General features: G+C 64.7%; 25 protein-coding genes and 2 tRNA genes. 14 read left to right on the top strand and 13 right to left on the bottom strand.

Going from position 1 to position 26,978, the window contains the following annotated elements:
- The first annotated feature begins 203 nt into the window (after positions 1-203).
- Both PKKP23_RS09675 and lolA read left to right on the top strand, forming a co-directional pair.
- Positions 204-2,537, top strand: a complete 2,334-nt coding sequence (locus PKKP23_RS09675) for a DNA translocase FtsK (protein ID WP_126876713.1) — start codon at positions 204-206, stop codon at positions 2,535-2,537.
- Between the two features lie 89 nt (positions 2,538-2,626).
- On the top strand, positions 2,627-3,394 hold the full coding sequence (lolA, locus tag PKKP23_RS09670) for an outer membrane lipoprotein chaperone LolA (protein WP_240658848.1): 768 nt from the start codon (positions 2,627-2,629) through the stop codon (positions 3,392-3,394).
- 54 nt (positions 3,395-3,448) lie between these two features.
- Here the strand turns inward: lolA and cytX are convergent, their stop codons facing one another.
- Positions 3,449-4,765, bottom strand: coding sequence for a putative hydroxymethylpyrimidine transporter CytX (gene cytX / locus PKKP23_RS09665; protein ID WP_126876734.1), 1,317 nt, complete (start codon positions 4,763-4,765; stop codon positions 3,449-3,451).
- 425 nt (positions 4,766-5,190) lie between these two features.
- On the opposite strand from cytX, the gene PKKP23_RS09660 reads away from it, so the two are divergent.
- From PKKP23_RS09660 to PKKP23_RS09650, 3 genes are all read left to right on the top strand, one after another.
- Positions 5,191-6,504 carry a replication-associated recombination protein A gene (locus tag PKKP23_RS09660; RefSeq protein WP_026121377.1) on the top strand — a complete coding sequence of 438 codons (1,314 nt, stop codon included), beginning with the start codon at positions 5,191-5,193 and terminating at the stop codon, positions 6,502-6,504.
- A 110-nt stretch (positions 6,505-6,614) separates the two neighbouring features.
- Positions 6,615-7,907 carry a serine--tRNA ligase gene (gene serS, locus PKKP23_RS09655; protein ID WP_126876712.1) on the top strand — a complete coding sequence of 431 codons (1,293 nt, stop codon included), beginning with the start codon at positions 6,615-6,617 and terminating at the stop codon, positions 7,905-7,907.
- Between the two features lie 229 nt (positions 7,908-8,136).
- Positions 8,137-8,227: transfer RNA gene (locus PKKP23_RS09650), tRNA-Ser, on the top strand.
- A gap of 174 nt (positions 8,228-8,401) precedes the next feature.
- On the opposite strand, the gene PKKP23_RS34910 is transcribed toward PKKP23_RS09650, so the two are convergent.
- Entirely contained in the window at positions 8,402-8,791 is a 390-nt protein-coding gene (locus tag PKKP23_RS34910) for a hypothetical protein (protein ID WP_338120142.1), read from the bottom strand.
- A gap of 294 nt (positions 8,792-9,085) precedes the next feature.
- Positions 9,086-10,423 (bottom strand): NYN domain-containing protein, encoded by a 1,338-nt coding sequence (locus PKKP23_RS09640; protein WP_168724551.1) that lies wholly within the window; start codon positions 10,421-10,423, stop codon positions 9,086-9,088.
- A gap of 315 nt (positions 10,424-10,738) precedes the next feature.
- Here PKKP23_RS09640 and map point away from each other — a divergent pair, with 315 nt between their 5' ends.
- The 5 genes from map (at position 10,739) to minE (ending at position 14,335) form a co-directional block, all read left to right on the top strand.
- A complete protein-coding gene (map, locus tag PKKP23_RS09635) occupies positions 10,739-11,524 on the top strand; it encodes a type I methionyl aminopeptidase (protein WP_017774524.1) in 786 nt (261 codons plus the stop codon).
- A 150-nt stretch (positions 11,525-11,674) separates the two neighbouring features.
- Entirely contained in the window at positions 11,675-12,208 is a 534-nt protein-coding gene (locus PKKP23_RS09630; RefSeq protein ID WP_026121378.1) for a GNAT family N-acetyltransferase, read from the top strand.
- A 160-nt stretch (positions 12,209-12,368) separates the two neighbouring features.
- Positions 12,369-13,178 (top strand): septum site-determining protein MinC, encoded by an 810-nt coding sequence (gene minC / locus PKKP23_RS09625; protein ID WP_126876710.1) that lies wholly within the window; start codon positions 12,369-12,371, stop codon positions 13,176-13,178.
- Between the two features lie 72 nt (positions 13,179-13,250).
- A complete protein-coding gene (gene minD, locus PKKP23_RS09620) occupies positions 13,251-14,066 on the top strand; it encodes a septum site-determining protein MinD (protein ID WP_017774527.1) in 816 nt (271 codons plus the stop codon).
- Between the two features lie 14 nt (positions 14,067-14,080).
- Entirely contained in the window at positions 14,081-14,335 is a 255-nt protein-coding gene (gene minE / locus PKKP23_RS09615) for a cell division topological specificity factor MinE (RefSeq protein ID WP_017774528.1), read from the top strand.
- A gap of 93 nt (positions 14,336-14,428) precedes the next feature.
- On the opposite strand, the gene PKKP23_RS09610 is transcribed toward minE, so the two are convergent.
- On the bottom strand, positions 14,429-15,829 hold the full coding sequence (locus tag PKKP23_RS09610) for a chloride channel protein (protein WP_126876709.1): 1,401 nt from the start codon (positions 15,827-15,829) through the stop codon (positions 14,429-14,431).
- Between the two features lie 237 nt (positions 15,830-16,066).
- Between PKKP23_RS09610 and waaC the strand changes: the two genes are divergently transcribed.
- A complete protein-coding gene (waaC, locus tag PKKP23_RS09605) occupies positions 16,067-17,089 on the top strand; it encodes a lipopolysaccharide heptosyltransferase I (protein ID WP_126876708.1) in 1,023 nt (340 codons plus the stop codon).
- A gap of 43 nt (positions 17,090-17,132) precedes the next feature.
- Here the strand turns inward: waaC and PKKP23_RS09600 are convergent, their stop codons facing one another.
- The 9 genes from PKKP23_RS09600 to rph form a co-directional block, all read right to left on the bottom strand.
- Positions 17,133-17,312, bottom strand: coding sequence for a hypothetical protein (locus PKKP23_RS09600; protein ID WP_017774531.1), 180 nt, complete (start codon positions 17,310-17,312; stop codon positions 17,133-17,135).
- A gap of 157 nt (positions 17,313-17,469) precedes the next feature.
- Positions 17,470-18,786 (bottom strand): MFS transporter, encoded by a 1,317-nt coding sequence (locus tag PKKP23_RS09595; RefSeq protein WP_126876707.1) that lies wholly within the window; start codon positions 18,784-18,786, stop codon positions 17,470-17,472.
- Positions 18,787-19,167: 381 nt separating this feature from the next.
- The gene (locus PKKP23_RS09590) at positions 19,168-19,698 is read right to left on the bottom strand and encodes an energy transducer TonB family protein (protein ID WP_017774533.1); all 531 of its coding nucleotides are present in this window, start codon (positions 19,696-19,698) and stop codon (positions 19,168-19,170) included.
- 242 nt (positions 19,699-19,940) lie between these two features.
- Positions 19,941-20,153: a hypothetical protein gene (locus PKKP23_RS09585; protein ID WP_017774534.1), complete on the bottom strand. Its 213-nt coding sequence runs from the start codon at positions 20,151-20,153 to the stop codon at positions 19,941-19,943.
- 188 nt (positions 20,154-20,341) lie between these two features.
- A complete protein-coding gene (locus tag PKKP23_RS09580; protein WP_176048907.1) occupies positions 20,342-21,667 on the bottom strand; it encodes an MFS transporter in 1,326 nt (441 codons plus the stop codon).
- Positions 21,668-22,035: 368 nt separating this feature from the next.
- A tRNA-Ser gene (locus PKKP23_RS09575) sits at positions 22,036-22,125 on the bottom strand.
- Between the two features lie 75 nt (positions 22,126-22,200).
- Positions 22,201-23,370 carry a radical SAM family heme chaperone HemW gene (gene hemW, locus PKKP23_RS09570; protein WP_240658859.1) on the bottom strand — a complete coding sequence of 390 codons (1,170 nt, stop codon included), beginning with the start codon at positions 23,368-23,370 and terminating at the stop codon, positions 22,201-22,203.
- Between the two features lie 41 nt (positions 23,371-23,411).
- Entirely contained in the window at positions 23,412-24,059 is a 648-nt protein-coding gene (gene rdgB, locus PKKP23_RS09565; protein ID WP_126876704.1) for an RdgB/HAM1 family non-canonical purine NTP pyrophosphatase, read from the bottom strand.
- Positions 24,056-24,793, bottom strand: coding sequence for a ribonuclease PH (rph, locus tag PKKP23_RS09560; RefSeq protein WP_126876703.1), 738 nt, complete (start codon positions 24,791-24,793; stop codon positions 24,056-24,058). The genes rdgB and rph overlap by 4 nt, the downstream gene beginning before the upstream one ends.
- Positions 24,794-25,024: 231 nt before the next feature.
- On the opposite strand from rph, the gene PKKP23_RS09555 reads away from it, so the two are divergent.
- From PKKP23_RS09555 to rpoZ, 3 genes are read left to right on the top strand one after another with little or no spacing between them, the layout of a single operon-like run.
- The gene (locus PKKP23_RS09555) at positions 25,025-25,948 is read left to right on the top strand and encodes a YicC/YloC family endoribonuclease (protein WP_017774539.1); all 924 of its coding nucleotides are present in this window, start codon (positions 25,025-25,027) and stop codon (positions 25,946-25,948) included.
- Positions 25,949-25,993: 45 nt separating this feature from the next.
- Positions 25,994-26,698 (top strand): guanylate kinase, encoded by a 705-nt coding sequence (gene gmk, locus PKKP23_RS09550; protein ID WP_017774540.1) that lies wholly within the window; start codon positions 25,994-25,996, stop codon positions 26,696-26,698.
- 36 nt (positions 26,699-26,734) lie between these two features.
- The gene (gene rpoZ, locus PKKP23_RS09545; RefSeq protein WP_006999799.1) at positions 26,735-26,938 is read left to right on the top strand and encodes a DNA-directed RNA polymerase subunit omega; all 204 of its coding nucleotides are present in this window, start codon (positions 26,735-26,737) and stop codon (positions 26,936-26,938) included.
- Positions 26,939-26,978: the final 40 nt, after the last annotated feature.

The raw sequence follows: 26,978 nt of genomic DNA, 5'->3' as shown, positions 1-26,978 counted from the left end.
ATTCGAGAGCGGCCCGCGGCGACATGGCGTCGCAGGCGGTCGTGCGGGCCGCCGTTACCGTCATTTACAGCCCCGGCCCCTGCAACGCGTTTACAATAGCCCGGATCGCAAAACGGGCACCCCGCGTCACCATGGCTGCCCGGCCGTAGCGGGCGCACACGCCCGCGCCGCGGTTGCATGAAGGATCAGCACCACCAGGATCAATGGCCAAAACTCCCTATTCGACGACCGCCACCAACGCGACGAATGCGCAGGCATTGCCGCATCGCATGTCGCGTCTTTTCACCGAAATCCGCTGGATTTTGCAGGTCGCGCTCGGCGTTTTCCTGCTGATGGCGCTTGTCAGCTATAGCCGGCGCGATCCGAGCTGGACGCACGCCGCTCAGGTGGACCACATCTCGAACTGGGCGGGCCGCGTCGGCGCGTGGACCTCGGACATCCTGCTGCTGCTCTTTGGCTTGTCCGCTTACTGGTGGGTCGTGCTGCTCGCCCGGCGTATTTCGGCCAACTACCGGCGCATCACGCGCGAAGCGATCGAAGACGATGCGCCGCGCGACCATGGCTGGCTGGCGGAAGCGGTGGCGTTCGTGGTGGTGCTGCTCGCCTGCGACGGCATCGAGGCGCTGCGCATGTGGTCGCTCAAGGTGCAACTGCCGCGCGCGCCCGGCGGCGTGATCGGCGAAGCCGTGGCGCGCGGCGTGTCGCACGCACTTGGTTTCACGGGCGGCACGCTGGCTTTGCTGGTGCTGCTCGCCGTCGGTCTTTCGCTGTATTTCCGCTTCTCGTGGCTTTCGGTGGCCGAGAAGGTGGGTGACTCGATTATCTCGGCCGTCACGCTCGCGAAGCTGCGCCGCGAAGCGGGCCGCGACCGGAAGCTCGGCGAGGCCGCGGCCGTGAAGCGCGAAGGCAAGGTCGAACAGAGCCGCGTGAAGATCGAAGAGCACGAGCCGGTCACCATCGTGCCGCCTGTCGCGCCGCAACGCTCGGAACGCGTGGAGAAGGAGCGCCAGGTGCCGCTCTTCACCGACCTGCCGGGCGACTCCACGCTGCCGCCCATCGCGCTGCTCGATCCGCCGCCCGCCTCGCAGGAAACCATTTCGCCGGACACGCTCGAATTCACGTCGCGTCTGATTGAAAAGAAGCTCAAGGACTTCGGCGTCGACGTGAGCGTCGTGGCGGCCTACCCCGGGCCCGTGGTGACGCGCTATGAGATCGAGCCGGCGGTGGGCGTGAAGGGCAGCCAGATCGTCAATCTGGCGAAGGATCTGGCGCGCTCGCTCTCGCTCGTGTCGATCCGCGTGGTCGAAACGATTCCCGGCAAGAACTACATGGCGCTCGAACTGCCGAACCAGCGCCGCCAGACGGTGCGCCTCTCCGAGATTCTCGGCTCGAGCGTGTACGGCGATGCGCCTTCCATGCTGACGATGGGCCTCGGCAAAGACATCAGCGGCAAGCCCGTGTGCGCGGACCTCGCCAAGATGCCGCACCTGCTCGTGGCCGGCACGACCGGCTCGGGCAAGTCCGTGGGGATCAACGCGATGATTCTCTCGCTGCTCTACAAGGCGACCGCCGAGCAGGTCCGCATGATCCTGATCGACCCGAAGATGCTCGAAATGAGCGTCTACGAAGGCATTCCGCATCTGCTGTGTCCCGTGGTCACCGACATGCGCCAGGCCGGCAACGCGCTCAACTGGACCGTGGCCGAGATGGAGCGCCGCTACAAGCTCATGAGCAAGCTGGGCGTGCGTAATCTGGCGGGCTACAACAACAAGATCGACGAAGCGACGAAGCGCGAAGAGAAGATTCCGAATCCGTTCAGCCTCACGCCCGACGAACCCGAGCCGCTCGCGAAGCTGCCGCACATTGTCGTCGTGATCGACGAACTGGCCGACCTCATGATGGTGGTCGGCAAGAAAGTCGAAGAACTCATCGCGCGGATCGCGCAAAAGGCGCGCGCAGCGGGCATCCATCTGATTCTGGCGACGCAACGTCCGTCAGTGGACGTGATCACGGGGCTCATCAAGGCCAACGTGCCGACGCGTATCGCGTTCCAGGTATCCTCGAAGATCGACTCGCGCACCATTCTCGACCAGCAGGGCGCCGAGTCGCTGCTGGGCATGGGCGACATGCTCTATCTGCCGCCCGGCAGCGGCCTGCCGGTGCGCGTGCACGGCGCATTCGTTTCCGACGAGGAAGTCCACCGCGTGGTGGAAAAGCTCAAGGAGCACGGCGAGCCGAATTACATCGACGGCCTGCTCGAAGGCGGCCTCGCGGGCGAGGGCGACGAAGGCTCGGCCGGCGAGGGAACCGGCGCGGCAGGCGGCTCAAGCGGCGAGTCCGACCCGCTTTACGACCAGGCGGTGGAGGTGGTGATCAAAAACCGCCGCGCGTCCATCTCGCTCGTGCAGCGCCATCTGCGCATCGGCTACAACCGCGCGGCGCGGCTCTTGGAGCAGATGGAGCAGTCGGGGCTCGTGTCGGCGATGTCGTCCAACGGCAACCGCGAAATTCTCGTGCCCTCGCGCGAGACCGAATGAGCGCCGACGGTCTTCGCTGCGATCCGCCTCGCCTGGTCTCTGCCACCCTCAATTTCTTGCCTCGTTCCAGTTTCAACACGGAGAGTCACATGCAGCATCACGCATCGTCCGGTGCCGATTCCAGTCACGGCGGCACCGTCCGCCGATCAACGTTTGAGCGGGCAGCGTTTCACCGCAGCCTTGCGCTGCTTCGCGCGCTGCCTCGCGTAGCGGGCAATCTGGCGGTGGGCGCGTCGCTGCTCGTCGCCTCGCATGCCTTTGCAAGCGGCACGGAGCAGCTCAAGCAATTCGTCGCGCAGGTGCATTCGGCGCGCGGCGCGTTCGTGCAGAAGGAGGTGAAGGCGCCGAGCAACGCGCAGGGCGCGAGCGGCACGCTCTCCACGGCTTCGCGCATGGGCGGCACGTCGAGCGGCACGTTCATGTTCGCGCGTCCGGGCAAGTTCATCTGGGAATACCAGAAGCCCTATGAGCAACTGCTGGAGGCCGACGGCGATAACCTCTACGTCTACGACAAGGACCTGAACCAGGTCACGGTGCGCAAGCTGGGTGGCGCGTTGGGCGCGAGTCCGGCGGCCATCCTGTTCGGCAGCAACGATCTGGAGAAAAACTTCACGCTGCACGACGCGGGCGTGAAGGCCGGTATCGACTGGCTCGAGCTGATTCCGAAGTCGAAGGACACGCAGTTCCAGCGCGTGGGCATCGGCTTTCGCGACGGCAACCTCGAAGCCATGGAGCTGCACGATGTGTTCGGCAACGTGACGCTACTCACGTTCTCGAACATCCAGAAGAATCCGCCGCTGCCGGCGGATCAGTTCAAGTTCAACGTGCCGAAGGGCGCGGACGTCATCAACGGCTGATCGTCCTGCGCCCCTGCGCCCCTGCGTTGCTACGTCGCTGCGTGCGGTGGGCTCCTAGGCGAAGGCCTGCCGCCGCACGCCGGCCAGCACCAGATAGCAGAGCGCGCCGGCGGCGAACGCCGGCAGCGTGGCGCCCACGTTCGGCAGCCACTGGTTGATCGCGTGATAGGCGGCGATGCCCGCGGCCCACGCCACGAACGCGCTCAGATGCCAGCCGCCCGAGTAGCCATAGCGGCCGCGGGAATCTGAGAGCGCGGCAGCGTCGATGCGCCGTCTGCGCACCACGAAGTGATCGGCGAGCACCATGCCGAAGAGCGGCGCGAACACCGAGCCGATCAACAGCAGGAAGTTTTCGTAACGCGCCATCGGCACGACGAGCGCGATCAACGTGCAAAGCGCCCCGAACGCGGCCGACAGCAGCGGAATGCTGCCGCGCGCCCACAGCGTGCCGGTCGAGACGGCGGCCGAATGGATGTCGGCGAACGCGTTGTCCGCTTCGTCGATCAACACCAGCAAGAGCGCAATGCCGCCGCCCGCCTGGGCCAGCGCCGTGGTGAGCAGCGCGTCGCCGCCGCCGGCGGCGAGTCCGTAGATCGCGCCGAGTACGTAAAACCATACGTTCGCAATGCCGTAGCCGATCAGCGTGCCGCGGAAGGTTTCGCCTGCGCGCCGGCCAAAGCGCGTGTAGTCGGCGATCAGCGGCAGCCACGACAACGGCATGGCGACGACGAGGTCGATGGCGCTGCCGAGCGGCATCTCGCCCGTGCCGGGCCGGGCGAGCAGCGCGGCGAGATCGTGTCGCGCGAGCACGTTCCACGTGAGCCAGCCCGCGCCGGCCAGCAGCAGCCAGAGTCCCCACGTGCGCAGGAAGCGTCGCACGAACGAGAGCGGGCCGCTTACCGCGAGCAGCGTGGCGAGCAGACCGAAGACGAGCGTCCAGACGAGCGGCGACGAGAAGCCGAAGGATTGCCTCGCGAGCGCGTCGGCGGAATCGCGCATGACGATGATCTCGAAGGCGCCCCAGCCCACGAGTTGCACGGCGTTGATCACGGCGGGCACCGAGGCGCCGCGCACGCCCAGCGTCGGCCGCAGCGACGACATCGCGGCAAGGCCGGTGTCGGTGCCGATTACGCCGGCGAGTGCAAGCAGTACGACGCCGACCGCGCTGCCCACGGCGATGGCGACAAACGCTAGCGGCAGCGAGAGCCCCGGCACGAGCAGCGCGCCGGCCTGAGCCACCAGGAGCCCGATGCCGAGCGAAAACCATAGTGCGAAGGCGTCGCCGGTGCGGAACTGGCGGCGTGCATCGGGCACCGGCGTGAGCGGCGCGTAGGTGGGGCCGGCGTTGCCGGCGAGCGGGTCTTGTGCCATCGAGAACGTTCCCTGTCTGTCGATCTGTTTGCGTATCGTGGCGACCACGAAGGGTCGCGGGTTCATTGCTTTGCGGTGATTCGTAGCCATTTGCCCGGGACGGCAAGACATCTGCGGTTGTCTGCGACGGTGCTCGGCGGGAATGGGCCTTGTTGTGACCGGCGATCCATCATCCCGGCGCGCGAAGCATGCTTTCGCAAGCGCGCTTGCCGCTGTCCCGCCCGTCGCCCCTGGGCGCCGGCTGTCATAATGCAGAACTACCCCGTTTCGGACGGGCCGCTGCGGTATCGCGCGGCACCGTTGAACCGTCGGACTGCTGTGCCGCGTCATGCCGCCTTGCCCGAACTGCACGGCAAAGTGCGGCGATGGCCAGCGCCTGCCGCCTGAAAGGCGACCCACAAAGCCGACATTATCGCGAAATCGCCATGTTTGAAGAAACCCGCGCCAACGTACCGCTTGCCGAGCGACTGCGCCCGCGCACTATCGACGAAGTGATCGGACAGAAACATCTGCTCGGTCCGAACAAGCCGCTGCGCGTCGCGTTCGAATCGGGCGAGGCGCATTCGATGATCCTGTGGGGACCGCCCGGCGTCGGCAAGACGACGCTCGCGCGGCTCATGGCGGATGCGTTTCATGCGGAGTTCATCGCGCTATCCGCCGTGCTCTCGGGCGTCAAGGACATTCGCGAGGCGGTGGAGACGGCGCAGATGCACCGCGCGCATGGGCACCAGACGCTCGTGTTCGTCGACGAGGTGCATCGCTTCAACAAGAGCCAGCAGGACGCATTCCTGCCGCACGTGGAGTCGGGGCTGTTCGTGTTCGTCGGCGCGACCACGGAGAACCCGTCGTTCGAAGTGAACAGCGCGCTGCTTTCGCGTGCCGCGGTGTACGTCCTGAAGAGCCTCGACGACGATGAGCAGCGCGAACTGCTCGATCGCGCGCAACGCGAACTCGGCGGCCTCACGTTCACCGACGAGGCACGCAACGCGCTGATTGCCTCCGCCGACGGCGACGGCCGCAAGCTGCTCAACAACCTCGAAATCGTGGCGCGGGCGGCGGCGCAGCAGAAGACAACCGAGATCGACGGCGCGCTGCTCGGCAGCGCGCTCGCCGAAAACTTGCGCCGCTTTGATAAGGGCGGCGACGCGTTCTACGACCAGATCAGCGCGCTGCACAAGTCGGTGCGCGGCAGCAACCCGGACGGTGCGCTGTACTGGTTCTGCCGCATGCTCGACGGCGGCGCGGACCCGCGTTACCTCGCGCGCCGCATCGTGCGCATGGCCTGGGAGGACATCGGCCTTGCCGACCCGCGTGCGGCGCGCATCGCGCTCGACGCCGCCGAAACCTATGAGCGACTTGGTACGCCCGAAGGCGAACTGGCGCTGGCGCAGGCCATCATCTATCTCGCGGTTGCGCCGAAGTCGAACGCGGGCTACATGGCGTACAACGAGGCGCGCCGCTTCGTCGGCAAGGACCAGTCGCGGGCGGTGCCCGTTCATCTGCGCAACGCGCCGACCAAGCTGATGAAGGAACTGGGCTACGGCCACGAGTACCGCTACGCGCACGACGAGCCGGATGCCTATGCGGCCGGCGAAACCTACTTGCCCGACGGCATGCGCGAGCCGCACTGGTATATGCCGACGCCGCGCGGCCTCGAAGGCAAGATCGGCGAGAAGCTCGCGCGGCTCTCGGAACTCGACGCGCAATGGCGCAGCGAGCACAAGACGAAGAAGGGATGACCCTTGCGGCCGGGCACCGCCGGCTGCCTTCCCGCGACACGTCCACGCGCCGGCAGACCTGGCCGGTGCGCTAAAATCCGTCTTTCACACAACGAAACTCCGTTCTCCCCATGCTCGACATCCAGCTGCTGCGCAAAGACCTCGACGGCGTTGCGAAACGCCTCGCCGACCGCGGCTATTCCCTCGACGTGGCGGCGTTCTCCGCACTCGAAGCGGAGCGCCGCGCCATCCAGACCCGCACCGAAGAACTGCAGGCGCGCCGCAACAGCCTGTCGAAGCAGATCGGCGCGATGAAGGGCCGCGGCGAGGACACGTCGGCGGTGATGGCGGAAGTGGGCGGCATTGGCGACGAGATGAAGACGTCGGCGGCGCAGCTCGACGAGATCCAGAAGCGTCTCTCCGATCTGATGCTGGGCGTGCCGAATCTGCCGCATGAAAGTGTGCCGGTGGGCAAGGACGAAAACGACAACGTGGAAGTGCGCCGCTGGGGCGCGCCGCGCCAGTTCGAGTTCACGGTGAAGGATCACGTGGACGTGGGCACGCCGCTCGGTCTCGACTTCGAGACCGGCGCGAAGCTCTCGGGCGCGCGCTTCACGATGCTGCGCGGTCCGATCGCGCGACTGCATCGTGCGCTTGCCCAGTTCATGATCGACACGCACACGCAGCAGCACGGCTATACGGAAATCTATACGCCGTACATCGTCAACCCCGAGATTCTCTACGGCACCGGCCAGTTGCCCAAATTCGCGGACGACATGTTCCGCGTGGAGAAGGGCGGCGGCGAGAACGTCGTGACGCAGTACCTGATTTCGACGTCCGAAATTTCGCTGACGAATACGGTGCGCGAAAGCATTGTCGAAGGGAGCGCGCTGCCGATCAAGCTAACGGCCCATTCGCCGTGCTTTCGCTCGGAAGCGGGTTCGTATGGCCGCGACACGCGCGGCATGATCCGCCAGCACCAGTTCGACAAGGTCGAGATGGTGCAGATCGTGGCGCCCGAAGCGTCCTACGACGCGCTGGAGCAGATGGTCGGGCATGCGGAGACGATCCTGCAGAAGCTCGAACTGCCTTATCGCGTGATCACGCTGTGCACGGGCGACATGGGTTTCTCCGCGGCCAAGACCTACGACCTCGAAGTGTGGTTGCCGGCGCAGAACACGTATCGCGAAATTTCGAGCTGCTCGAACACTGAGTCTTTCCAGGCGCGACGCATGCAGGCTCGCTACCGGAATGCGCAGGGCAAGCCGGAACTCGTGCATACGCTGAACGGGTCCGGGCTCGCCGTGGGGCGCACGCTCGTGGCCGTGCTGGAGAACTTCCAGAATGCCGATGGATCGGTGACGGTGCCGGCCGTGCTGCGCCCGTATCTCGGCGGGCTTGAACGTATCGAGGCAGCGGCCTGACGGGTTGTCTCAGATGAGAGCCGCTTGATGGTTTGCTGGCTCGTTGGATGGATGGCTGATACGCGCGTTCCGCAAAAAAAACTTGGAAAGCCGTATCGGCTGTTCTATAATCTTCGCTTCGCCAAGCAGCGACCCGCTTGGTGAGAAGTCAAAAGCCGAGTCAAACTCGCACGATTTCACGTGGTTTCAGCGCCTTCCAAGGCGCGTTGCATGTGAAGTCATCCATCCCGGAAAGGTGGCAGAGTGGTCGAATGCGCCGGACTCGAAATCCGGTATACGGTTATACCGTATCGTGGGTTCGAATCCCACCCTTTCCGCCAGGATTCAACAGAAAGCCCCGCAAGTTCAAGCGACTTGCGGGGCTTTTGTTTTTCCAGTCCGGATTTGGCGCCGTTGCATGGGGAAATGGAAAAGGGCGGTTGGCGCCGAATGCGCCAACCGCCCCATGCCTTCAATAGCGTGCCGGAGGCTTCGTCAATCGCGGGCCGGGCAAATCATTCACCCGGTCCGCGGTACGACTGAACTACCACTGATAGCTGGCACCTGCCCCGTAGGTCTAGCCTCCGGAGCACGCCACCCTTGATTTCAGGTTCTCCGTAATGCGGGCGCTGAAGCCAAGTGCTGCGGCGCGTGTTTCCGGTGGACCCGACAGAGACCGTGTTCGCCTCGTTCGCCACGGAATTGGCGCCCAGGGCGACCGCGCCTGTACCGGTTGCGACGTTCGGGTCGCCGATGGCGACTGCGCCATTTCCGGATGCCGTGTTGGCTACGCCGATCGACACTGCCTGACCGTTCTGCGCGAGCGCGGCACGGCCAATGGCGATGGCGCTATCGGAACTTGCCGTCGCACCGTAAGCAGACTCGTTTCTCGTGGTGAGCCGCATGGCGTCTGCAGAAAGGGAGTTTGATCGTGACGTCCGGTGCGGAGGTCGTGGCCATTGCGGATGCATTGCAACGCCAAATCGACGCCAAATCGTTAGTGCCCGGCGTCCAGCGTCCTGTCCGGATTGAAGTTTTGTCGCTCGTGTAATGGTCGAGGACGAAAGCGCCGGTGTAGTCCCACGAGAAAGGGCTGCACAGCATCACGGCCGGCCGCGATTTTCAGTGGCTCACGGCGCAAGGGCAGGGGACTGCCGCAACGTTTGGCGACAGCCCCCGAGAGCGGGATTTTGCGACGTCTACGTTGATGCGTCGCCGCTATTTGTGCGTGAGCGCCGCGAGCGTGCCGTCGATTTGCGAGCTTTTTTTGCCGGCGCAGTTTCGCCGTTATTCCCGATTTGTTCTGACGCTGATGCCGGCGCTGCTTCTTTCGCCCGCGGCGATGTGTCGACTTCAGGCGCGTCGTCACTCTTCTTCGCGGACTTGCGCGACGGGCGCTTGCCTCGTGGGGTAGATTTCGCAGCGTCGTTCAATTCGTCGCGGGTAGCGACCAGGGGCTTCGCGCTTTGCGTGTCGGCCTGTTCTTCCCTTGCCGGCTCGGCTGGGGCGATTTCGGTCCGCTGCGGTTCCGCCTCCTCCATGGGTGCTGCCGCTTCGTTGCTCGCACCCGTCCCAGCGGTGGCGTGGGTATCGTGGGTGTTGGACCGTGAGCGCTGTCGGCGCCGTTGTGCGCTTTTCTGGACGTCGCTCGCTTCGCCGTCGCGGTGCGTGTCGTCCATGTCATGAACTGCATCGCCGTTTCCGCTCGCGTCGGGGCCCCCGGGACGCTGCACGAACGTCCCCGACTTCTCGTCGCGCCCGATCTCGAGGAGCCCACGCGCCTGCGCTTCTTCGAGCAGGTTGCCGAACGCGCGGAAGCCGTAGCGCGATTCGTTGAAGTCCGGCCGGCGTCGCTTGATCGCGCTTTTCAACACCGATGCCCAGATCTTCCCGCTGTCGCCGCGTTCGGAGGCGAGCGCGTCGAACGTGTCCACCGCGAGTGCGATGGCCTTTGCCTTGCGATCTTCCTGGTCGGGCTTCGCTGCGCGCTCGTCGTTGGCGGGGCGCTTTGCCGCGGCGCTTTTCTCGCTCTTTTCGCGTCGCGCGGCTTCACGTTGCTGCTCGCGCACGAGATCGTCGTAGAAGATGAATTCGTCGCAGTTCGCCACCAGCAGATCGGACGTCGAGTTCTTCACGCCCACGCCGATCACCTTCTTGGCGTTCTCGCGCAGCTTCGAGACGAGCGGCGAAAAATCGGAATCGCCGCTCACGATGACGAACGTATCGACGTGCGACTTCGTATAGCAGAGGTCCAGCGCGTCCACTACGAGCCGGATGTCGGCCGAATTCTTGCCCGACTGGCGTACGTGTGGAATCTCGATCAGCTCGAAGCTCGCTTCGTGCATGCCCGCCTTGAACGTCTTGTAGCGGTCCCAGTCGCAGTAAGCCTTCTTCACGACGATGCTGCCCTTGAGCAGCAGCCGCTCCAGCACGGGCTTGATGTCGAAGCGGTCGAACTTCGCGTCGCGCACGCCGAGGGCGACGTTCTCGAAGTCGCAGAACACGGCCATGCTGACGCTTTCCTGGGGTGAAGCCATGAATTCTCCAACGGTGTTTCGCGACGGGTCGCCGGGGTTGGGCGTCGCCTGCGCCGCCACGATGCGGATGGGATTCCCGAAGTTTATGCCGAAGCTTGTGCCGGCCCGCGTTCGTTTATAGCGCAGGTGGACGAGGAAGTGCTGAATCTCACGCAAAAATGGCCGATCGGCCAGGAGATAGGGCCCTTCAGCGGCCCTGTACAATTGCTCCTGTCGTGCTGCCCGAGGCACCGTGGCGCACCCGGTGCGCCACGGTGCCTCGGGCAGGCACAGGGCGCCGTGCGGCGCCGCCCGAACTTCTTTGCCTCCATCACGATGGCCATTACCTACAAGACTCCTGACGACATCGCGCGGCTGCGCTTATCCGGCCGGCTTGCGGCCGAAGTGCTCGCGATGATCGGCGAATACGTGCAACCGGGCGTGTCGACCGACGAACTCGACGCCCGCTGTAACGACTACATCGTCAACACGCTGAAGGCCGTGCCTGCGAACGTGGGCTATCTCGGCTTTCCGAAGACCGTCTGCACGTCCGTGAACCAGGTGGTTTGCCACGGCATTCCGGATCGCAAGGAGATTCTGAAGGAAGGCGACATCATCAACATCGACGTCGCCGTGATCAAAGACGGCTACTTCGGCGACACGAGCCGCATGTACTGCGTCGGCCAGCCGAGCACGGTCGCGCAAGTGTTGATCGATACCACCTATGACGCGATGGTGGCCGGCATCCGCGAAGTCAAGCCGGGCGCCACGCTCGGCGACATCGGTCATGCGATCCAGAAGCGCGCGCAACGCGACGGCTTTTCGGTGGTGCGCGACTACTGCGGTCACGGTATCGGCAAGGTCTATCACGAGGAACCGCAGGTGCTCCACTTCGGGCAACCGGGGCAGGGTGTGCGCTTGCGCCCCGGCATGGTTTTCACCATCGAGCCCATGATCAACGCGGGCCGTGCCGGTACCACCGTGCTGCGCGACGGTTGGACGGTGGTCACGAAAGACCGCTCGCTCTCCGCCCAGTGGGAGCACATGGTGGCCGTAACCGACGACGGCTTCGAACTCCTTACGCCCTGGCCGGACGGCACGGGCCGCTACGAAGCGCCGTAAGGCGACGCGAGCGGCGACCGCGTCATGGCCGCGCCTGTCAGGCGCCGGACTGCCGCGGCATGGTGTTCATGATCGAGCCTGCGGGGATTTGACTCTCCGCGCCGTTCGGTTAAAGCTATATGGAAGCGTCCTACCGAGGTTCACGTCTGCATGAATCCTTCATTGACCGTTCGCCGCATCGCCGCTAATCAGGGCGTCGTGTTTCGCGAACTGCGCACTGCATCATTGCGCGATGCGCCCTACGCTTTCGGCGACACGCTGGAAGAAGCGCTGGGCGCGGACGCTTCCGTCTTCGAGGCCACGGCAGGCGAGCATGCCGTTTCCCGCACTGCCGCAACGTTCATCCTCTATACCGAAGGCCATCCGGCCGGACTCATCGGCGCGTGCTTCGACGACACACCGCAGCGCCGCGCGTTCGTGCGCGAGTTGTGGGTGGCGCCCGCGGTGCGCCACCTGCGCGGTGGCGAGTTGCTCGTGAATACCGCGAGCGAATGGCTCGCGAGCGAAGGGGCACGCGAGATCCATGCATGGGTGGCCGACGAGAACCGCACCGCCATGCGCTTCTACGAGCGCCTCGGCTTCGGACCCACCGGCGACCACGTCCGCATTGCACGGGCGCCCGATCAATGGGAAACGCTGCTCGTGCGCGACGTGCGCTTTGCGCCGGGTGTGCAGGAGCACTGACTGCCTCTGCGCGTGGTGGCTTCACCGCCTGCCATGCAAACTTCCTCCTGTGACGACGCTCGTGCTCGCCTGCCGGTGCGCGCGGCGGGCCGGCTCATCTAAAAATACTGATCGCGCGTCAGGACGCCTGTAAAATACGCAAAATTTTTTGCCGAACGCCATGTCGCCCAGGAAATCGCCTTACTTTGAACTGAAGAGCGGGACCGTCGATACGCTCCTGTTCGTGGTGAAAACGACCGAGCTCGACGCAATGCGCGCCGAACTCACCCGGCGCTTCGAGGCGACGCCCGAGTTTTTCGCGAACGACGTGGTGGCGATCGACGTGCGTCGTCTCGGCGAGCAAGAGCGCGTGCCGGTTGCCGAAATCGCGCAGTTGCTCGAGAGCGTGCGCATGAAACCGGTCGGCGTTGTTGCAGACGCCGCGCAGCACGAATGGGTGGCCGAAGCCGGGCTGCCGTTCCTCGAAGCGCGCGACCGCCGTTCGGCCAGCGCGAAAGCTGCAGACGACGAACGTGAAGCGCCAGTCGTGGCTGAGGTCCCGGAACCGGCCGGCGCGGCCACGTCTGCTGTTGGCGAGGCAGCAGCGGCTGCGCAAGCCGAGTCTCAATCCACCGCCGCTGTTTCGGCGGCAGCCGCCCAAACGCTCGTCATCGACAAACCTCTGCGCTCTGGGCAACGCGTCTACGCAAAGGGCGATCTGGTCGTGCTCGCAATGGTGAGCAACGGCGCGGAAGTGATCGCGGAAGGCAACATCCATATCTACGCGCCATTGCGCGGTCGTGCGCTCGCTGGCGTGCACGGCAACCACGACGCGCGCATTTTCTGCACGTGCCTTGAACCGGAGCTGATCTCGATCGCAGGCATTTACCGCACGACCGAAAATCCGTTGCCGGCGGACGTGCAGGGCAAGCCGGTTCAGGTCCGGCTCGACGAGGAAAGACTGATATTCGAACCGTTACGGCTCACGTGAAGGCGCCGCAGCGTGCGCGATGCGCGGGCGGCGAACCCGGTAGACGAAAATTGACGAACGCAAGGTAAGGGAATGGCAAAAATCATTGTGGTGACTTCGGGCAAGGGTGGCGTGGGCAAGACGACCACGAGCGCGAGTTTTGCGTCGGGCCTCGCGTTGCGCGGCCACAAGACCGCCGTGATCGACTTCGACGTCGGCCTGCGCAATCTCGATCTCATCATGGGCTGCGAGCGTCGCGTGGTGTACGACCTGATCAACGTGATCCAGGGCGAAGCGAACCTCAACCAGGCGCTCATCAAGGACAAGAAGTGCGAGAACCTGTTCATCCTGCCGGCCTCGCAGACGCGCGATAAAGACGCGCTCACGCAGGAAGGCGTGGAGAAGGTCATCAACGACCTCGTCGCCATGGACTTCGAGTACATCGTCTGCGATTCGCCGGCGGGTATCGAGTCGGGCGCGCTGCTCGCCATGCACTTCGCCGACGAGGCGCTGATCGTGACGAATCCCGAGGTGTCGTCGGTGCGTGACTCAGACCGCATTCTCGGCATTCTGTCGTCGAAGACGAAGCGCGCGATCGAAGGCAAGGAGCCCATCAAGGAGCACCTGCTGATCACGCGCTACAACCCGAAGCGCGTGAGCGAAGGCGAGATGCTTTCGCTGACCGACATCCAGGAGATCCTGCGCATCGAGCTGATCGGCGTGGTGCCCGAATCCGAAGCCGTGCTGCACGCGTCGAACCAGGGCGTGCCGGCCGTGCATCTCGACGGCACCGACGTCGCCGAAGCGTACAAGGACGTGGTTGCGCGTTTCCTCGGCGAGGACAAGGCGCTTCGCTTTACCGATTACCAGAAGCCGGGCCTGTTGCAGCGCCTCTTCGGCACCAAGTAAGGGGGGCGCACCTAATGTCGATTCTTTCGTTTTTGCTGGGCGAGAAGAAGAAGTCCGCGTCGGTAGCGAAGGAACGCCTGCAGCTGATCATTGCCCATGAGCGGGCCGGCGGCCATGCGCCTGCCGATTATCTGCCGGCGTTGCAGCGTGAACTCGTCGCGGTGATCTCGAAGTACGTGAAGATCTCGGACGACGATATTCGCGTGAGTCTGGAACGTCAGGACAACCTCGAAGTGCTCGAGGTCAAGATCGAGATTCCGCAGGCGTGATGCCTGGGGCGCGCCGGGGCACGGGTTATTCCGGTTATGCCCCGATCGCGTTTCTTCGCGACTCCCCACCGTCTCCGATCGAGGCTTTACGAGTTAGCGGCGTGGCCCGGCGTCTGACGCGGCGGCAGTCTGCTCGGGCTCGGTGACGTTCAGTGCCTCCGGTACTTCCGGCACAGGCGCCGGAGCCGGCTGCGGCAGCGGCGCCATATAGCGCTCGGAGAGCGATTCATATAGCGGCGGTGCCAGGAGCCTCGACACGCGGCTTGCAACGAGCGCGGTGGCCATCAGCGAAATCACCAGCGCGTGGCCATTGATCATTTCCATCACGATCACGAACGATGTGATAGGCGACTGCGTCACGGCCGCCAGATAGCCCACCATCGCGAGCGCGATGAGCATCTGCAACTGCAAACTTCCGAACACCATGTGCAGCAGATTGCCGAAGCCGGCGCCAATCGAGAGCGACGGCGCGAAAATGCCGCCCGGAATGCCGGGCAGGTACGAACCCACCATCGACGCCATCTTCAGGAACGGATAGAGCACGGAAAGCTGCTCATGGCCGTCCAGCAGTCCGCGTGCCTCTGCATAGCCGCTGCCGAACGTCGTGCCGCCCGACACGGCGCCGATCACCGCGATGCCGAGTCCGCACAGCGCGCCGAACACTATCGGCTGCTCTCCATGCAGCTTGCGCAGCGGTGCCGGGATCCAGCGCGCCGTATTGAGCGGCAGCCACGCAAAGACGCCGCCTGCGATGCCGGTCACGATGGCGGTCAACAATACCGCTACGGCAAGCAGATCCGGAAAATGTGCCCCGATCTGAATGGTGCCGAAGTAGGTGTAGTTGCCGTTCAAACCGAGCGCGATGACGCCCGCAATGATGATGGCCGTGATGAGCACGCCACTGGCGCGTGCCTCGAAGCTGCGTGTGAGTTCCTCGATGGCGAACACGATGCCCGCCAGCGGCGTGTTGAATGCCGCGGAGAGCCCGGCCGCCGCGCCGGCCAGCACGAGTTGCCGTTCGATCAAGGCGTTGGACCGCGGATAGAGCTTTCGCAAGTTGAACATGAGCGCGGCGCCAACCTGGACAGTGGGGCCTTCGCGCCCAATCGTGAAGCCGCCCAGGATGCCGAGGAACGAAACTGCGATCTTGCCGCACAGGATGCGCAGCGTAAGAAGGCGCGCACCCGATTCCCCTGGTTTGGCGTGGAGCGTCGCGATGACCTGCGGAATCCCGCTGCCTTCCGCGCCGCGAAAGAGGCGTCGCGTGAGCCACACGGAAGCCGCGGCGACGGTCGGCGTGATGATGAACGGAAGCCACGCGTGATCGTGCTGCGCGTTGCGGAACACGCCATACCCCCAATCGATGAGGCGTGCGTAAAAGACGGCGATCAAGCCCACCGCGATGGCGCCTAGCCAGAACACGCCGTACTGGCGCCAGAGGCGCCGCGCACGGCGTCCGACATGGGAAGGGAAGGAGGGCAGCGTCCGGCGCATCGGTATTCCGCCGTGAAAAGGCGCAAGTATACCGGCCGCATCATTTCGGTGCTCGGTCCCAACGCGTTCTTCCATGATGTGAAAGCAGGCCGGTAAAGGCGGCTCTGGCAGCCTTCGCATTTACATCTTGTAATACGAAGGCTTTCGCGCCCTTAATCCAGGAGCCTGATTTCCTTCTGTCGATGAAAGGATCGTCCGCTAAAATCTGCGTGGCAAACGATAAAACGAAACGCAACAATGAAACGAATTCTCATCGTCAAGGTGACCTCGCTCGGCGACATCGTGCAGGCCCTGCCCGTGGTAGCCGATATTCAGCGCGCATTCCCGGGCGCCAAGGTCGACTGGGCGGCAGACGAAGCGTTCGCGGACGTCGTGCGGTGGAACCGCGGCGTGGACCGCGTACTGTGTGCGCCCTTGCGGCGTTTCAAGAAGGCGCGGCGGTGGGCCGACTTCAAGGCGATCGCAGCGTCGATCGCCGAGCTGCGCGCGCACCGCTATGACGCCGTGATCGACATCCACGGTGTCTACAAGAGCGCCATCATCGCCTGGCTTGCACGTGCATCGCGGCGTTTCGGCTACCGTTCTAGGGATCTCGGCGAGCGCGGTGCTGCGTTCGCCTATAACGGTCGCTTCGGTCCGCGTCCCGATTGCGACGCGTGGCATGGCATGCGCATCAGTACGGGTGAGGCGCTCGGCTACCAGGTGGAAGGGCCGCCTGTCTACGATCTTCGGGTGCCGCGCAATACGCCGGCTGAAGCTGCCATGCCAATGGCGTCAGGCGCACAACCGCTCGCGCTGTTTTTTCACGCCACGTCGAAGGACGAGAAGAAGTGGCCCGTATCCCGCTGGGGCGAGCTGGGCCGTGAACTCGCAAGGCGCGGTTACCGTATCGCCCTGCCTTGGGGCTCGCAGGTCGAACATGCGGCCGCGGTGCAGATTGCGAGCCTCGTGCCGGGTGCAACAGTCTTGCCGCCGCTCTCAATCGTGGAACTCGCGCGCAAGATCGAGGAAGCGTCGCTCGTGGTAGGCGTCGATACGGGCTTCGTGCATCTCGCCCATGCATTGATGAAGCGCACCGTGATGATCTTCACGGCCACTTCCAAGGACCATTGCGGCGTGCATGCGCCGTTCCGCTCCACTTCCCTGGGTGGTCCTGGGCAGATGCCCGAGGTCAGGGACGTGCTCGATGCGATCGACTATGTGCATGGCGATCCGCGTATCGAGGAGCCGATGAGCCTCGGCTCCGTTGCCGCTGCCTGATATCTACACGACACTTGCCGGCAAGCAGGCACCGCGCGTCGGCTCATGCCAGTAGCATTTCCAGCGCAACCACCGTGCCGATGGCTACCACGTTCGCCGCGACCGCCTCGGCCAGAATGCCCTTCCACGTAGACGGGCGAAAGCGGATAGCGAGAAGCAGCGCCCCGATCAGCGCCAGCGCGATGACAGCTACGACGTCGGCATTGCTCAAGTGAAACTTCATGGTCGGCTCCCTGCAAGGCCCCTCATTTCGTCCCTTCGCATCCCGCGCGGCGGCTTCGCGCCGCGCGTGAGGGACTGCGTGTTTCGAGTATAGGCACGCCAATGAGCCCTGCAATTCGGGGAAAGCACGCAGGCTGCCGTTCCCCGCGCCGGTTGCGCTACATCAGATTTGCGTCGCGGGTCTCGCGCATGCAGAGTACGCCCACGAGGCTCACCACCGCCGCCGCGGAAACGTAGCCGCCCACCCATGCAAGCCCGCCGTGCGCCGCGAGCAGCTGTGCAATATAAGGCGCCACGGAGGCGCCCAGAATCCCGCCCAGGTTGTAGGCCACGCCCGCGCCGGTGTAGCGCACCCGCGTGGGGAAAAGCTCGGGCAGGAGCGCGCCCATCGGCGCGAAGGTCACGCCCATCAGGAACAGCTCGATTACGAGAAACAGCAGCACGAGCGGCGTCGATCCGCTGCCGAGCAGCGGTTGCATCGCGAAGCCGGAGAGAATCGCCGCGACGATGCCGACGACGAGTACCGGCTTGCGCCCGAAGCGGTCGCTGGCCCAGGCTGACAGCGGCGTGGCGAGCCCCATGAAAACTACGGCCACGCACAGCAGACCGAGGAACGCCGGACGAGAGAAGTGCAGCGTCGAGACGCCGTACGAGAGCGAGAACACCGTCGAGATATAGAACAGCGTGTAGCAGACCACCATCGCGAGCGCGCCGAGCACGGTCGCTCCGCCGTGTTGGGTCAGCAGCGTCGCGAGCGGCACGCGCACGCGTTCTTCGCGTTCGACTGCTGCCTTGAACGCGGGGGTTTCGGCGATCTTGAGCCGCACGTAGAGGCCGAGCGCGACCAGCACCGCGCTCACGAGGAACGGCACGCGCCAGCCCCAACTGCGGAATTGTTCGTCCGAGAGCGACAGGGCGAGACCGAAGAAAAGGCCGTTCGAGACGAGAAAGCCAACCGATGGCCCAAGCTGCGGGAACATGCCGAACCAGCCGCGCTTGCCGGCTGGCGCATATTCGGTGGCGAGCAGCGCCGCGCCGCCCCATTCGCCGCCAAGACCGATGCCCTGGCCGAAACGCAGCAGGCACAGCAGAATCGGCGCAAGGCTCCCGATGCTGTCGTAACCGGGCACGAAGCCGATCAGTGTGGTGGAGAGCCCCATGACGAGCAGGGACGCGACGAGCGTCGACTTGCGGCCGATGCGGTCGCCGAAGTGGCCGAACAGGAACGACCCGATCGGCCGCGCGATGAAGGCGATGCCGAACGTAACGAACGCCGAGAGCGCCTGCGCCGTGGCCGACCCGTGCGGAAAAAATACCGGGCCGATCACGAGCGCGGCTGCGGTGGCGTAGACATAGAAATCGTAGAACTCGATGGCCGTGCCGATGAAGCTCGCGAAGATGACGTGCGAAGTTCTGGTCGATGCGGCGGCGTTCTGTGCGTCCGCACGTGCGGAAGAAAGCGGCGATGTGGACATGCAGTGTCTCCTGTTCGAGGCGGCACGCGGCGGCTGTGCCCGCGGCGTGGCGGCCCCGCGCTCGAGGCGCAGGGTGTGTGTTGTCGTTCGGTTGTTATTGCCGTGATGGCGGTTGCTGTGATTCTCGTCGGCCCTTTGGCTGCCTCGCTTCGCGTGGCATGAAGCGTCTGGAGGCTCGACCAGGCTTCTGACCGCACGCGCGGCCTGCGCGGGTGGCGTGGCTGCATGGCGGTTGGAGCTTGCTGGCGCAGTGGGGTGGCGCGCTGCAAGTGCCGGCGCGCCGGCAGGGAAGTCGCGGGAAATTATAACGAGCGTGCGACAGGCGTGCCAGGCGCATGCGGGCACACGTGGAGGGTGCCGAGGACGGGTGTTGGCCGCGCGTCAGTTGAAATTCCGGGCCTGCGGCGAGGCGAGCGTGCGCAACTGGAACTTGCCGTTGTCGTTGAAAAGCCAGTCTTCCATCAGTTCGAGCTGGCCGCGCGTATTGAGCAGCTTCGAAGGTGGCTGCGGCAGCGGCGAGGCGCGCTTGAGGGTGGCGAGCGCGGTGCTCTCCGCTTCGTCGTCGCCATTGGTGCGATATACCGACTCCGTCACGACGCCGCCGCGGCTATCCACGGTGAACGAGACCACTACGAGAGAGCGCAGCATCGCTTGCGGCGAACCATGCAGCACGTAGGACGGATTGCGTTCGAGAATGCGTTGGGCGACGGCGGACCGGTACTGGTCCAGCGTGAGGCTGTTGACGGCGGCGGGCGGTGTGATGAGTGCCGGACGGCCCGGTGGCGTGACCGTAAAGTTGCAGGCCGACACGGCGAGGGCGAATACCAGGGCGGTCGCGCCGCGGGTGACGCGCGGCAGGCCTCGCGCACAAGCCGTAATGAAGCAATGAAGGTGACGTACGCAAGGGCGCATCGCCAGAAGCTCAGGTGCCGAACGTAATTCGATGCTAGGTCAAATTCGTGCGGTTGCAATCCGCATTCGCCCTGCGCGACTTCGTTGAAGCGTGCGCAATGAGCGATGACGTACAGAGCGGCTCGCGCTTCGGCGAGGTGCGCCTGCAGGCAACAAAAAGATCGGGTGTTGAGCTCAGCCGTGAATGGCTTGAGCGGATGATTAGCGTCGCGTGACGAGAAGCGACGTGCCGACGCCGTGAATCACTCGACAGGCATCTGCGCGCAGGGCTGGCTCATCGCCGAGGCGCACATGTACGAGTACTCCGTGCTCTTCAGGACGAGCTCCTTGCCTTCATGCAGACCGAAGCGGAATTCGGGCGAACTTTCGTACGCGATGAAGGCCGAGCAGAGAAGCGCGGCGAGCACGACGAGCGAAAACGCGATTCTTTCAACAAGCTGAAAACGGGCGGGCATGGCGGTATCTTCCAGGACTGCCCGCCATGATACCGGATCTAAGGGTTTTCACCTAGATGTGCGTGCGCCGCCGTTGCGTCCTTGCAGCGCTTGCTGGTTCCATTCCAACGGTGTTTCTATGCCGTTTCTGCCCCGTTCGCCCGCCGGACGGGCCTTTGCGCTCGTCCGGCGTTCCGTGCAATGCGTTCTCAATGGTTGATCGACTCGAGCGCCTGACCCCGCGTGGACGGCCCGAGCAGAATCATGCAGATGCCGACCACCATGGACGCCCCAATGAACACCGCGACGCCCGGCACGCCGTACAGATGCAGCAGGATGCCGATGGCGAGCCCCGCGAACGCGGCGGAGATCCGGCTCCACGAATAGACGAAGCCCACGGCGCGGGCGCGCACGCGCGTGGGATACAGCTCGGCCTGGTAGCCGTGGTAGGCATACGACATGATGTTCGAGGCCAGCGTGAACACCACGCCGAGCGCGATCAGCAGCCAGGGCTCGGACGTCTGCGAGAAGATCGCGATGACGATGCCCATCACGAAGAGGCCCGCGCAGATCTGCGTCTTGCGCTCCAGCCGGTCGGCGAACCAGGTGCCGAGCAGCGGTCCGAACGGATTGGCGATGGCGATGATGAACGCGTATTCGAGGCTCGCCGTCACGTGGATGCCGCGGTGAATCAGCAGCGTCGGGACCCACGCGGCGAAGCCGTAGAAGCCGATCACCTGGGCCATGTTGAACACTGAGAGGATGATCGTGCGTTTCAGGTAGAGCGGGCCGAAGATTTCGGCGTAGGAGCCGCGGCCTTCCTTCTCGGGCCGCGCCGGCTGGGGCGGCGGCAGCGTGATGTCTTTCTCGGCGGCCACCCGGCGTTCGATGTCGGCCACGATGCGTCCAGCCTCTTCGAACCGGCCGTGGCGGGCGAGCCAGCGCGGGCTTTCCGGCACGTTGCGGCGAATGATCCACACGAGGAGCGCGCCCACTGTCCCGATCAGGATCACGACGCGCCAGTAGTCGAGGCCGAACGGGTGTGTGCCCTTCAGCGCATAGGCGAGGAACGCGACCACCGGCACCACGAGGAACGTGATGAACTGGTTGGTGGCGTACGCGCGTCCGCGTTCGGCGCTCGGGATCAGCTCGGAGATGTACGAGTCGATGGTGACGAGCTCGACGCCGATACCGATGCCCGCGATCAGGCGCCAGATGTTGAGTTCGAGACCCGTCGTCTGGAACGCCATGATCGCCGTGCAGACCATGTACCAAACCAGCGACCAGGTGAAGATGAAGCGCCGCCCGAAGCGGTCCGCGACGAAACCGAAGACGAGGGCGCCAATCCACAGGCCTGCAAACGTGGAGAAGACAAAGGTGCCGAAGCCCGCGACCGCGAGCGGCTGGAGCGCCGCGAAGAAGCCGAGCGATTCCGGCTTGAACAGTCCGGACTCCACCATGCCTGGCGCCACGTAGCCGGTGAAGAACAGGTCGTAGAACTCGAAGACGCCGCCGAGGGAGATCAGGATCACCATCGTCCACACGGTGCGTGAGGGGGGCAGGCGGTCGATGCGCGCAGCAATTTCCGCCGATTGTTGTTCTGACACGTGGGCCTCTTGATTGTGATTGTCGAAAAGTTTGTAAGGACTTCCTGTGGAACAGGCTCATTTCACACGGCATTTCGACAATGTTCAAACCGGGGCAATACGGATATCGGCGAAGCAGGCGGGGGCGAAGCTCAACGATGGCCGCGATGTGATCAGGGCAGGCGCGGCGCTTTAGTGGGGAGCCGCATGCGTCGCGTGCCCACGGTTGGAGAGCGCGCGAGCGCGGATGGAAAGAGCGGAAAAAGGCGAGGCCAGAAAGCAAAAACGGGCCTGGCGGCCCGTAGTTGTCGACGTTCTGGCGGAGGCGGTGAGATTCGAACTCACGGAAGGGTTGCCCCTTCGCCGGTTTTCAAGACCGGTGCATTCAACCGCTCTGCCACACCTCCGAAGCCCGGCATTGTAACCTGGAACCGCCGTCCGACAGCATGGTCAGGCTGGGCATCAGAACGTAGCGCCGCGCCTTACGCGTCGTCTTTGAGAAAGAGCGCCTGCAGGTCGTTCAGGAAGCGCTGCCCGAGCGGTGTCGGGGCAATCGTTTCGTGGTCGCGCGCGATGAGGCCGCGTTGTTCGGCTTCCTCAAGCGCGGGCTCGATCGACGTCATGGGCAACCCCGTGCGCTCGACGAAGCGATGCACCGGAAAGCCTTCCACGAGGCGCAGCGCGTTGAGCATGAACTCGAAGGGCAGATCGTGCGGGCCCACCTCGTGTTCCTCTTGCACCGGCGTGCCGGCACGCGCCTGCTCGATGAATGTGGCCGGATGCTTGTAGCGCGCCTGCCGCAGCACGCGATGCGGAAACGAGAGCTTCGTGTGCGCGCCCGCGCCGATGCCCAGGTAGTCGCCGAAGCGCCAGTAATTGAGGTTGTGCTTGCACTGCCGATTCGGTTTTGCGTACGCCGAGACCTCGTAGTGTCCGTAACCCGCGGCGGCCATGTGCTCGTGAATCCAGTCCTGCATGTCCGCGGACGCGTCGTCGTCGGGCAGCGCCGGCGGAAACTTCGCGAACAGCGTGTTCGCCTCGAGCGTCAGGTGGTACAGCGACAGATGCGGCGGCGCAAACGCGAGCGCCGTTCCGATGTCGGCCTGACATTCGGCCAGCGTCTGTTGCGGTAGGGCGAACATCAGGTCGAGATTGAAATTGTCGAACGTGTTCGCCGCCACTTCGACGGCATGGCGCGCCTGTGCGGCATCGTGAATGCGCCCCAGCGCCTTGAGGTGGGCCTCGTTGAAGCTCTGGATGCCCACCGAGAGCCGGTTCACGCCGCTCGCGCGAAACTGCGCGAACTTCGCCGCTTCGAACGTGCCGGGGTTCGCTTCGAGGGTGATTTCGGCGTCGGCGTCCAGCGGCAGCAGCGCGCGCACGTCGGAGAGCAGCCGGTCGAGCCCGGCGGCCGACAGCAGACTTGGCGTGCCGCCACCAATAAACACCGTATGCACCTGACGGCCCCACACGAGCGGCAGCGCCTGTTCGAGATCGGCACGCAGGGCGTCGAGATAGTCGTTCTCGGGAAACTGGTCGCCCTTCCATTCGTGCGAATTGAAGTCGCAATACGGGCACTTGCGCACGCACCAGGGGAAGTGCACGTACAGCGCCAGTGGCGGCAGCGAGGTAAGGCGAATGCGGCCCGGCATCGTGAACGCGCCTACGACGTTCGCGCTCGTCGCCGCGGCGCTCACGCTTCCTCCTTCAGTCGCGCGAGCAGTTGGCGCAACGCCATGGCGCGATGGCTCGCCGCGTTCTTGATGGCCGGCTCCAGCTCTGCCGCCGTGGCGCTGAGCGCCGGCACGAAGAAGTACGGATCGTAGCCGAAGCCGTTCGCGCCGCGCGGCGTGTCGAGCACGAGGCCGTGCCAGCGGCCTTCGGCGATCAGCGGCTCCGGGTCCTCAGCGTGCCGCACGAGCGCGAGCACGCAGTAGTAGTAGGCGCGACGGTCGTCGTGTCCTTTCAATTGATCGACGAGCCGGGCGTTGTTCGCCGCATCGCTTTTTTCGCCGCCCGCAAGCTGCGCATAGCGCGCGGAGTACACGCCGGGCGCACCACGCAGGGCACGCACGCACAGGCCCGAATCGTCGGCGAGCGCGGGCAGGCCGGTCAGCGCCGCCGCATGACGCGCCTTGGCGAGCGCATTTTCGACAAACGTGGGATGCGGCTCCTCGGCCTCCGGCACGCCCAGCTCGCCTTGCGGCACCAGCTCGATGCCGGCCGCGCCGAGCAGTGCGGAGAATTCGCGCAGCTTGCCTGCGTTGTTCGAGGCGAGCACCACGCGCGTGAGCGTGCTGTCGCTCGTTGCGTGCGGCGTCTGAGCGTTCTGGTTCGTCACGCGGCGTTCTCCAGCGCGGCCTTTTGCATGTCGATCAGCGACCGGATGCCGGACTGCGCGAGATCGAGCAGCGCGTTCATCTCGTCGCGCGTGAACGGTACGCCTTCAGCGGTGCCCTGAATTTCGACGAAACCGCCGCCGCCCGTCATGACGACGTTCATGTCGGTATCGCATTGCGAGTCTTCGTCGTAGTCCAGATCGAGCACCGGCACGCCGTCGAAGACGCCCACCGAAATGGCCGCGACGTAATCCGTGATGGGCGATGCTTCGATGCGTCCCGTGGCGAGGAGCTTCGCGACGGCGTCATGCGCCGCGACGAATGCGCCTGTGATGCTCGCGGTGCGCGTGCCGCCGTCGGCCTGGATCACGTCGCAGTCGAGATGAATGGTGCGTGCGCCGAGCCGTTCGAGATCGAACACCGAGCGCAGCGCGCGGCCGATCAGCCGCTGGATTTCCTGCGTGCGGCCGGTCTGCTTGCCGCGTGCCGCTTCACGGTCGCTGCGCGTGTGCGTGGCGCGCGGCAGCATGCCGTACTCGGCGGTGAGCCAGCCCTGGCCGCGGTCGCGCAGGAATTCGGGGACGCGCTCCGTCACGCTGGCCGTGCAGATCACCTTCGTGTCGCCGAACTCGACGAGCACCGAACCTTCGGCGTGCTTCGTGTAGTGGCGCGTGATGCGTACATCGCGCAACTGGTCGGGACGGCGGCCGCTCGGGCGTTTCGTGGTGTCGTTCATCGTGGGGAGTGTGAAAGCGAAGGGGAACTGCGCATTTTAGCGCCGTTCGGAGAAGCGCAATGGCGCCCCACCGCGGGCCTTTTCCCGGCGTGCCGCCTGCGCCGGGCTTCGTAGCCAAAAATGGGATAATGTCAGTCTTGCGCGCCCCGCGTCTCGTACACGCCGGGCGCCTCACATCCAACGCCATGCGCGATCCTGGCGTCGCGCATCGGCCTTTTCGCGAGGCGAACGATGATCTACAGCATGACCGGCTATGCGAGCGCGACGCGCGAACTCACCTCGGGCGAGGGTAACGGCGGCGTGAGCGTGTCTGTCGAACTGCGCACGGTGAACTCGCGCTTTCTCGACCTGAACTTTCGCATGCCTGAAGACGTGCGCGCCTGCGAGCCCACGCTGCGCGAAATGCTCATGACGAAGCTCTCGCGCGGCAAGGTCGATATCCGCATCAACCTGCAGCGCAGCGAGCAAGCCGCCAACGCCGGTGCGCTGAACCGCGATTCGCTCGAACAACTGGCCGTGCTGCAGCGCACCGTGCTCGCCGCGTTCCCCGATGCGGGGCCCCTGCGCACGGGCGAAATTCTGCGCTGGCCGGGCGTGCTCACGGAAAGCGAAATCTCGACGGATACGCTGCGCGAGGCGGTGCTCGAATGCGGCAAGCGTGCCATTGCCGATCTGATCGACGTTCGCGCCCGCGAAGGCGCGCAACTGGCCACCATGCTGCTCGGCAACGTCACGGAAATGGAAGCGATCGTCGCGCGCATCACGCCGCTCGTGCCGGAGCTGATTGCCAAGCATCAGCAGAAGATCGTCGAGCGGCTGCAGGAGGCACTGGGTATCGCGGCGGCGGACCAGCCGGCGACCATCGTGTCGCGCGAGGAAATCGCCGAGCGCATCCGCCAGGAAGTGACGATGTACGGCATCCGCATCGATATCGCGGAAGAGCTCTCGCGGCTCACCGCGCATCTGAACGAAACGCGTCACGTCATCGAGAAGGGCGGCAAGGTCGGCAAGCGGCTTGACTTCATGATGCAGGAACTGAATCGCGAGGCGAACACGCTGGGCTCGAAGGCGGCGGCCAAGGAACTCGCGGATGCGTCGATGACGCTCAAGCTCCTCATCGAGCAGATGCGCGAGCAGGTGCAAAACCTCGAGTAACGGCAGCAGCAGACACAATCAGATATAGACGGAAGGACTTCGGCAATGACCGGACAAAGCAGCGAAAGCCCCGATTCGAGCAAGCGCCGCAACCCGTACGCGGGCGTTTATCCGGGCAATCTCTTCATGGTGGTGGCGCCCTCGGGCGCCGGCAAGTCGACGCTCGTGAACGCGCTTCTCGCAGAAGACGAAGCGATTCGTCTGTCGATCTCGTACACCACGCGTGCCCCCCGCTCGAAAGAACGCGACGGCGAGCACTATCACTTCACGACCGTCGACGACTTTCTCGCGCGCCATGCGGCCGGCGAGTTCCTCGAGAGCGCGGAGGTGCATGGCAACTACTACGCGACCTCGCGCGTGTGGATCGAAGAGCAGATGAAGATCGGCCACGATGTGCTGCTCGAAATCGACTGGCAGGGCGCGCAGCAGGTGAAGAAGCAGTTTCGCAACGCGGTGGAAATTTTCATCCTGCCGCCGTCGCTGGAAGCGCTTGAAGAACGACTGAAAAAGCGTGGCCAGGACGAGCCCAACGTCATCACACGGCGCCTGCTTGCAGCGGGCAGCGAGATGGCGCATGCGGCCGAAGCCGAGTACGTCGTGATCAACGAAAACTTCGATCGCGCGCTTGCCGAACTGCGTTGCCTCGTGGCTGCCACGCGGCTGCGTTTTGCGTCCCAGTACGCACGCCATACGGAGCTCTTCGTTCAGCTCGGCATTCACCTGCCTCAGCCCGGCGCATCCGGCACATAAGGTAGAATAGACACCATATCGAGAAGGAAGACCAACATGGCCCGCATCACCGTCGAAGACTGTCTCAAACAGATTCCGAACCGCTTTGAACTGGCGCTCGCCGCCACTTATCGTGCCCGTCAGCTGGCACAAGGCCATACGCCGAAGATTGAAAGCCGCGACAAGCCCACCGTGGTTGCGCTGCGCGAAATCGCGGCCGGCCAGGTCGGGATCGAAATGCTGAAGAAGGTGCCGGTATAAGGCACTCGCAGGCACTCGCGTTGATCGCACCCGCGATTGC

Origin of the sequence: Paraburkholderia kururiensis JCM 10599 = LMG 19447 (genome assembly GCF_003986935.1) — a bacterium.
In the GTDB taxonomy this organism is placed as follows: Bacteria; Pseudomonadota; Gammaproteobacteria; order Burkholderiales; family Burkholderiaceae; genus Paraburkholderia; species Paraburkholderia kururiensis.
Note: the sequence above shows the minus strand (reverse complement) of the source record. Positions and strands in the feature narration are given on the sequence as shown.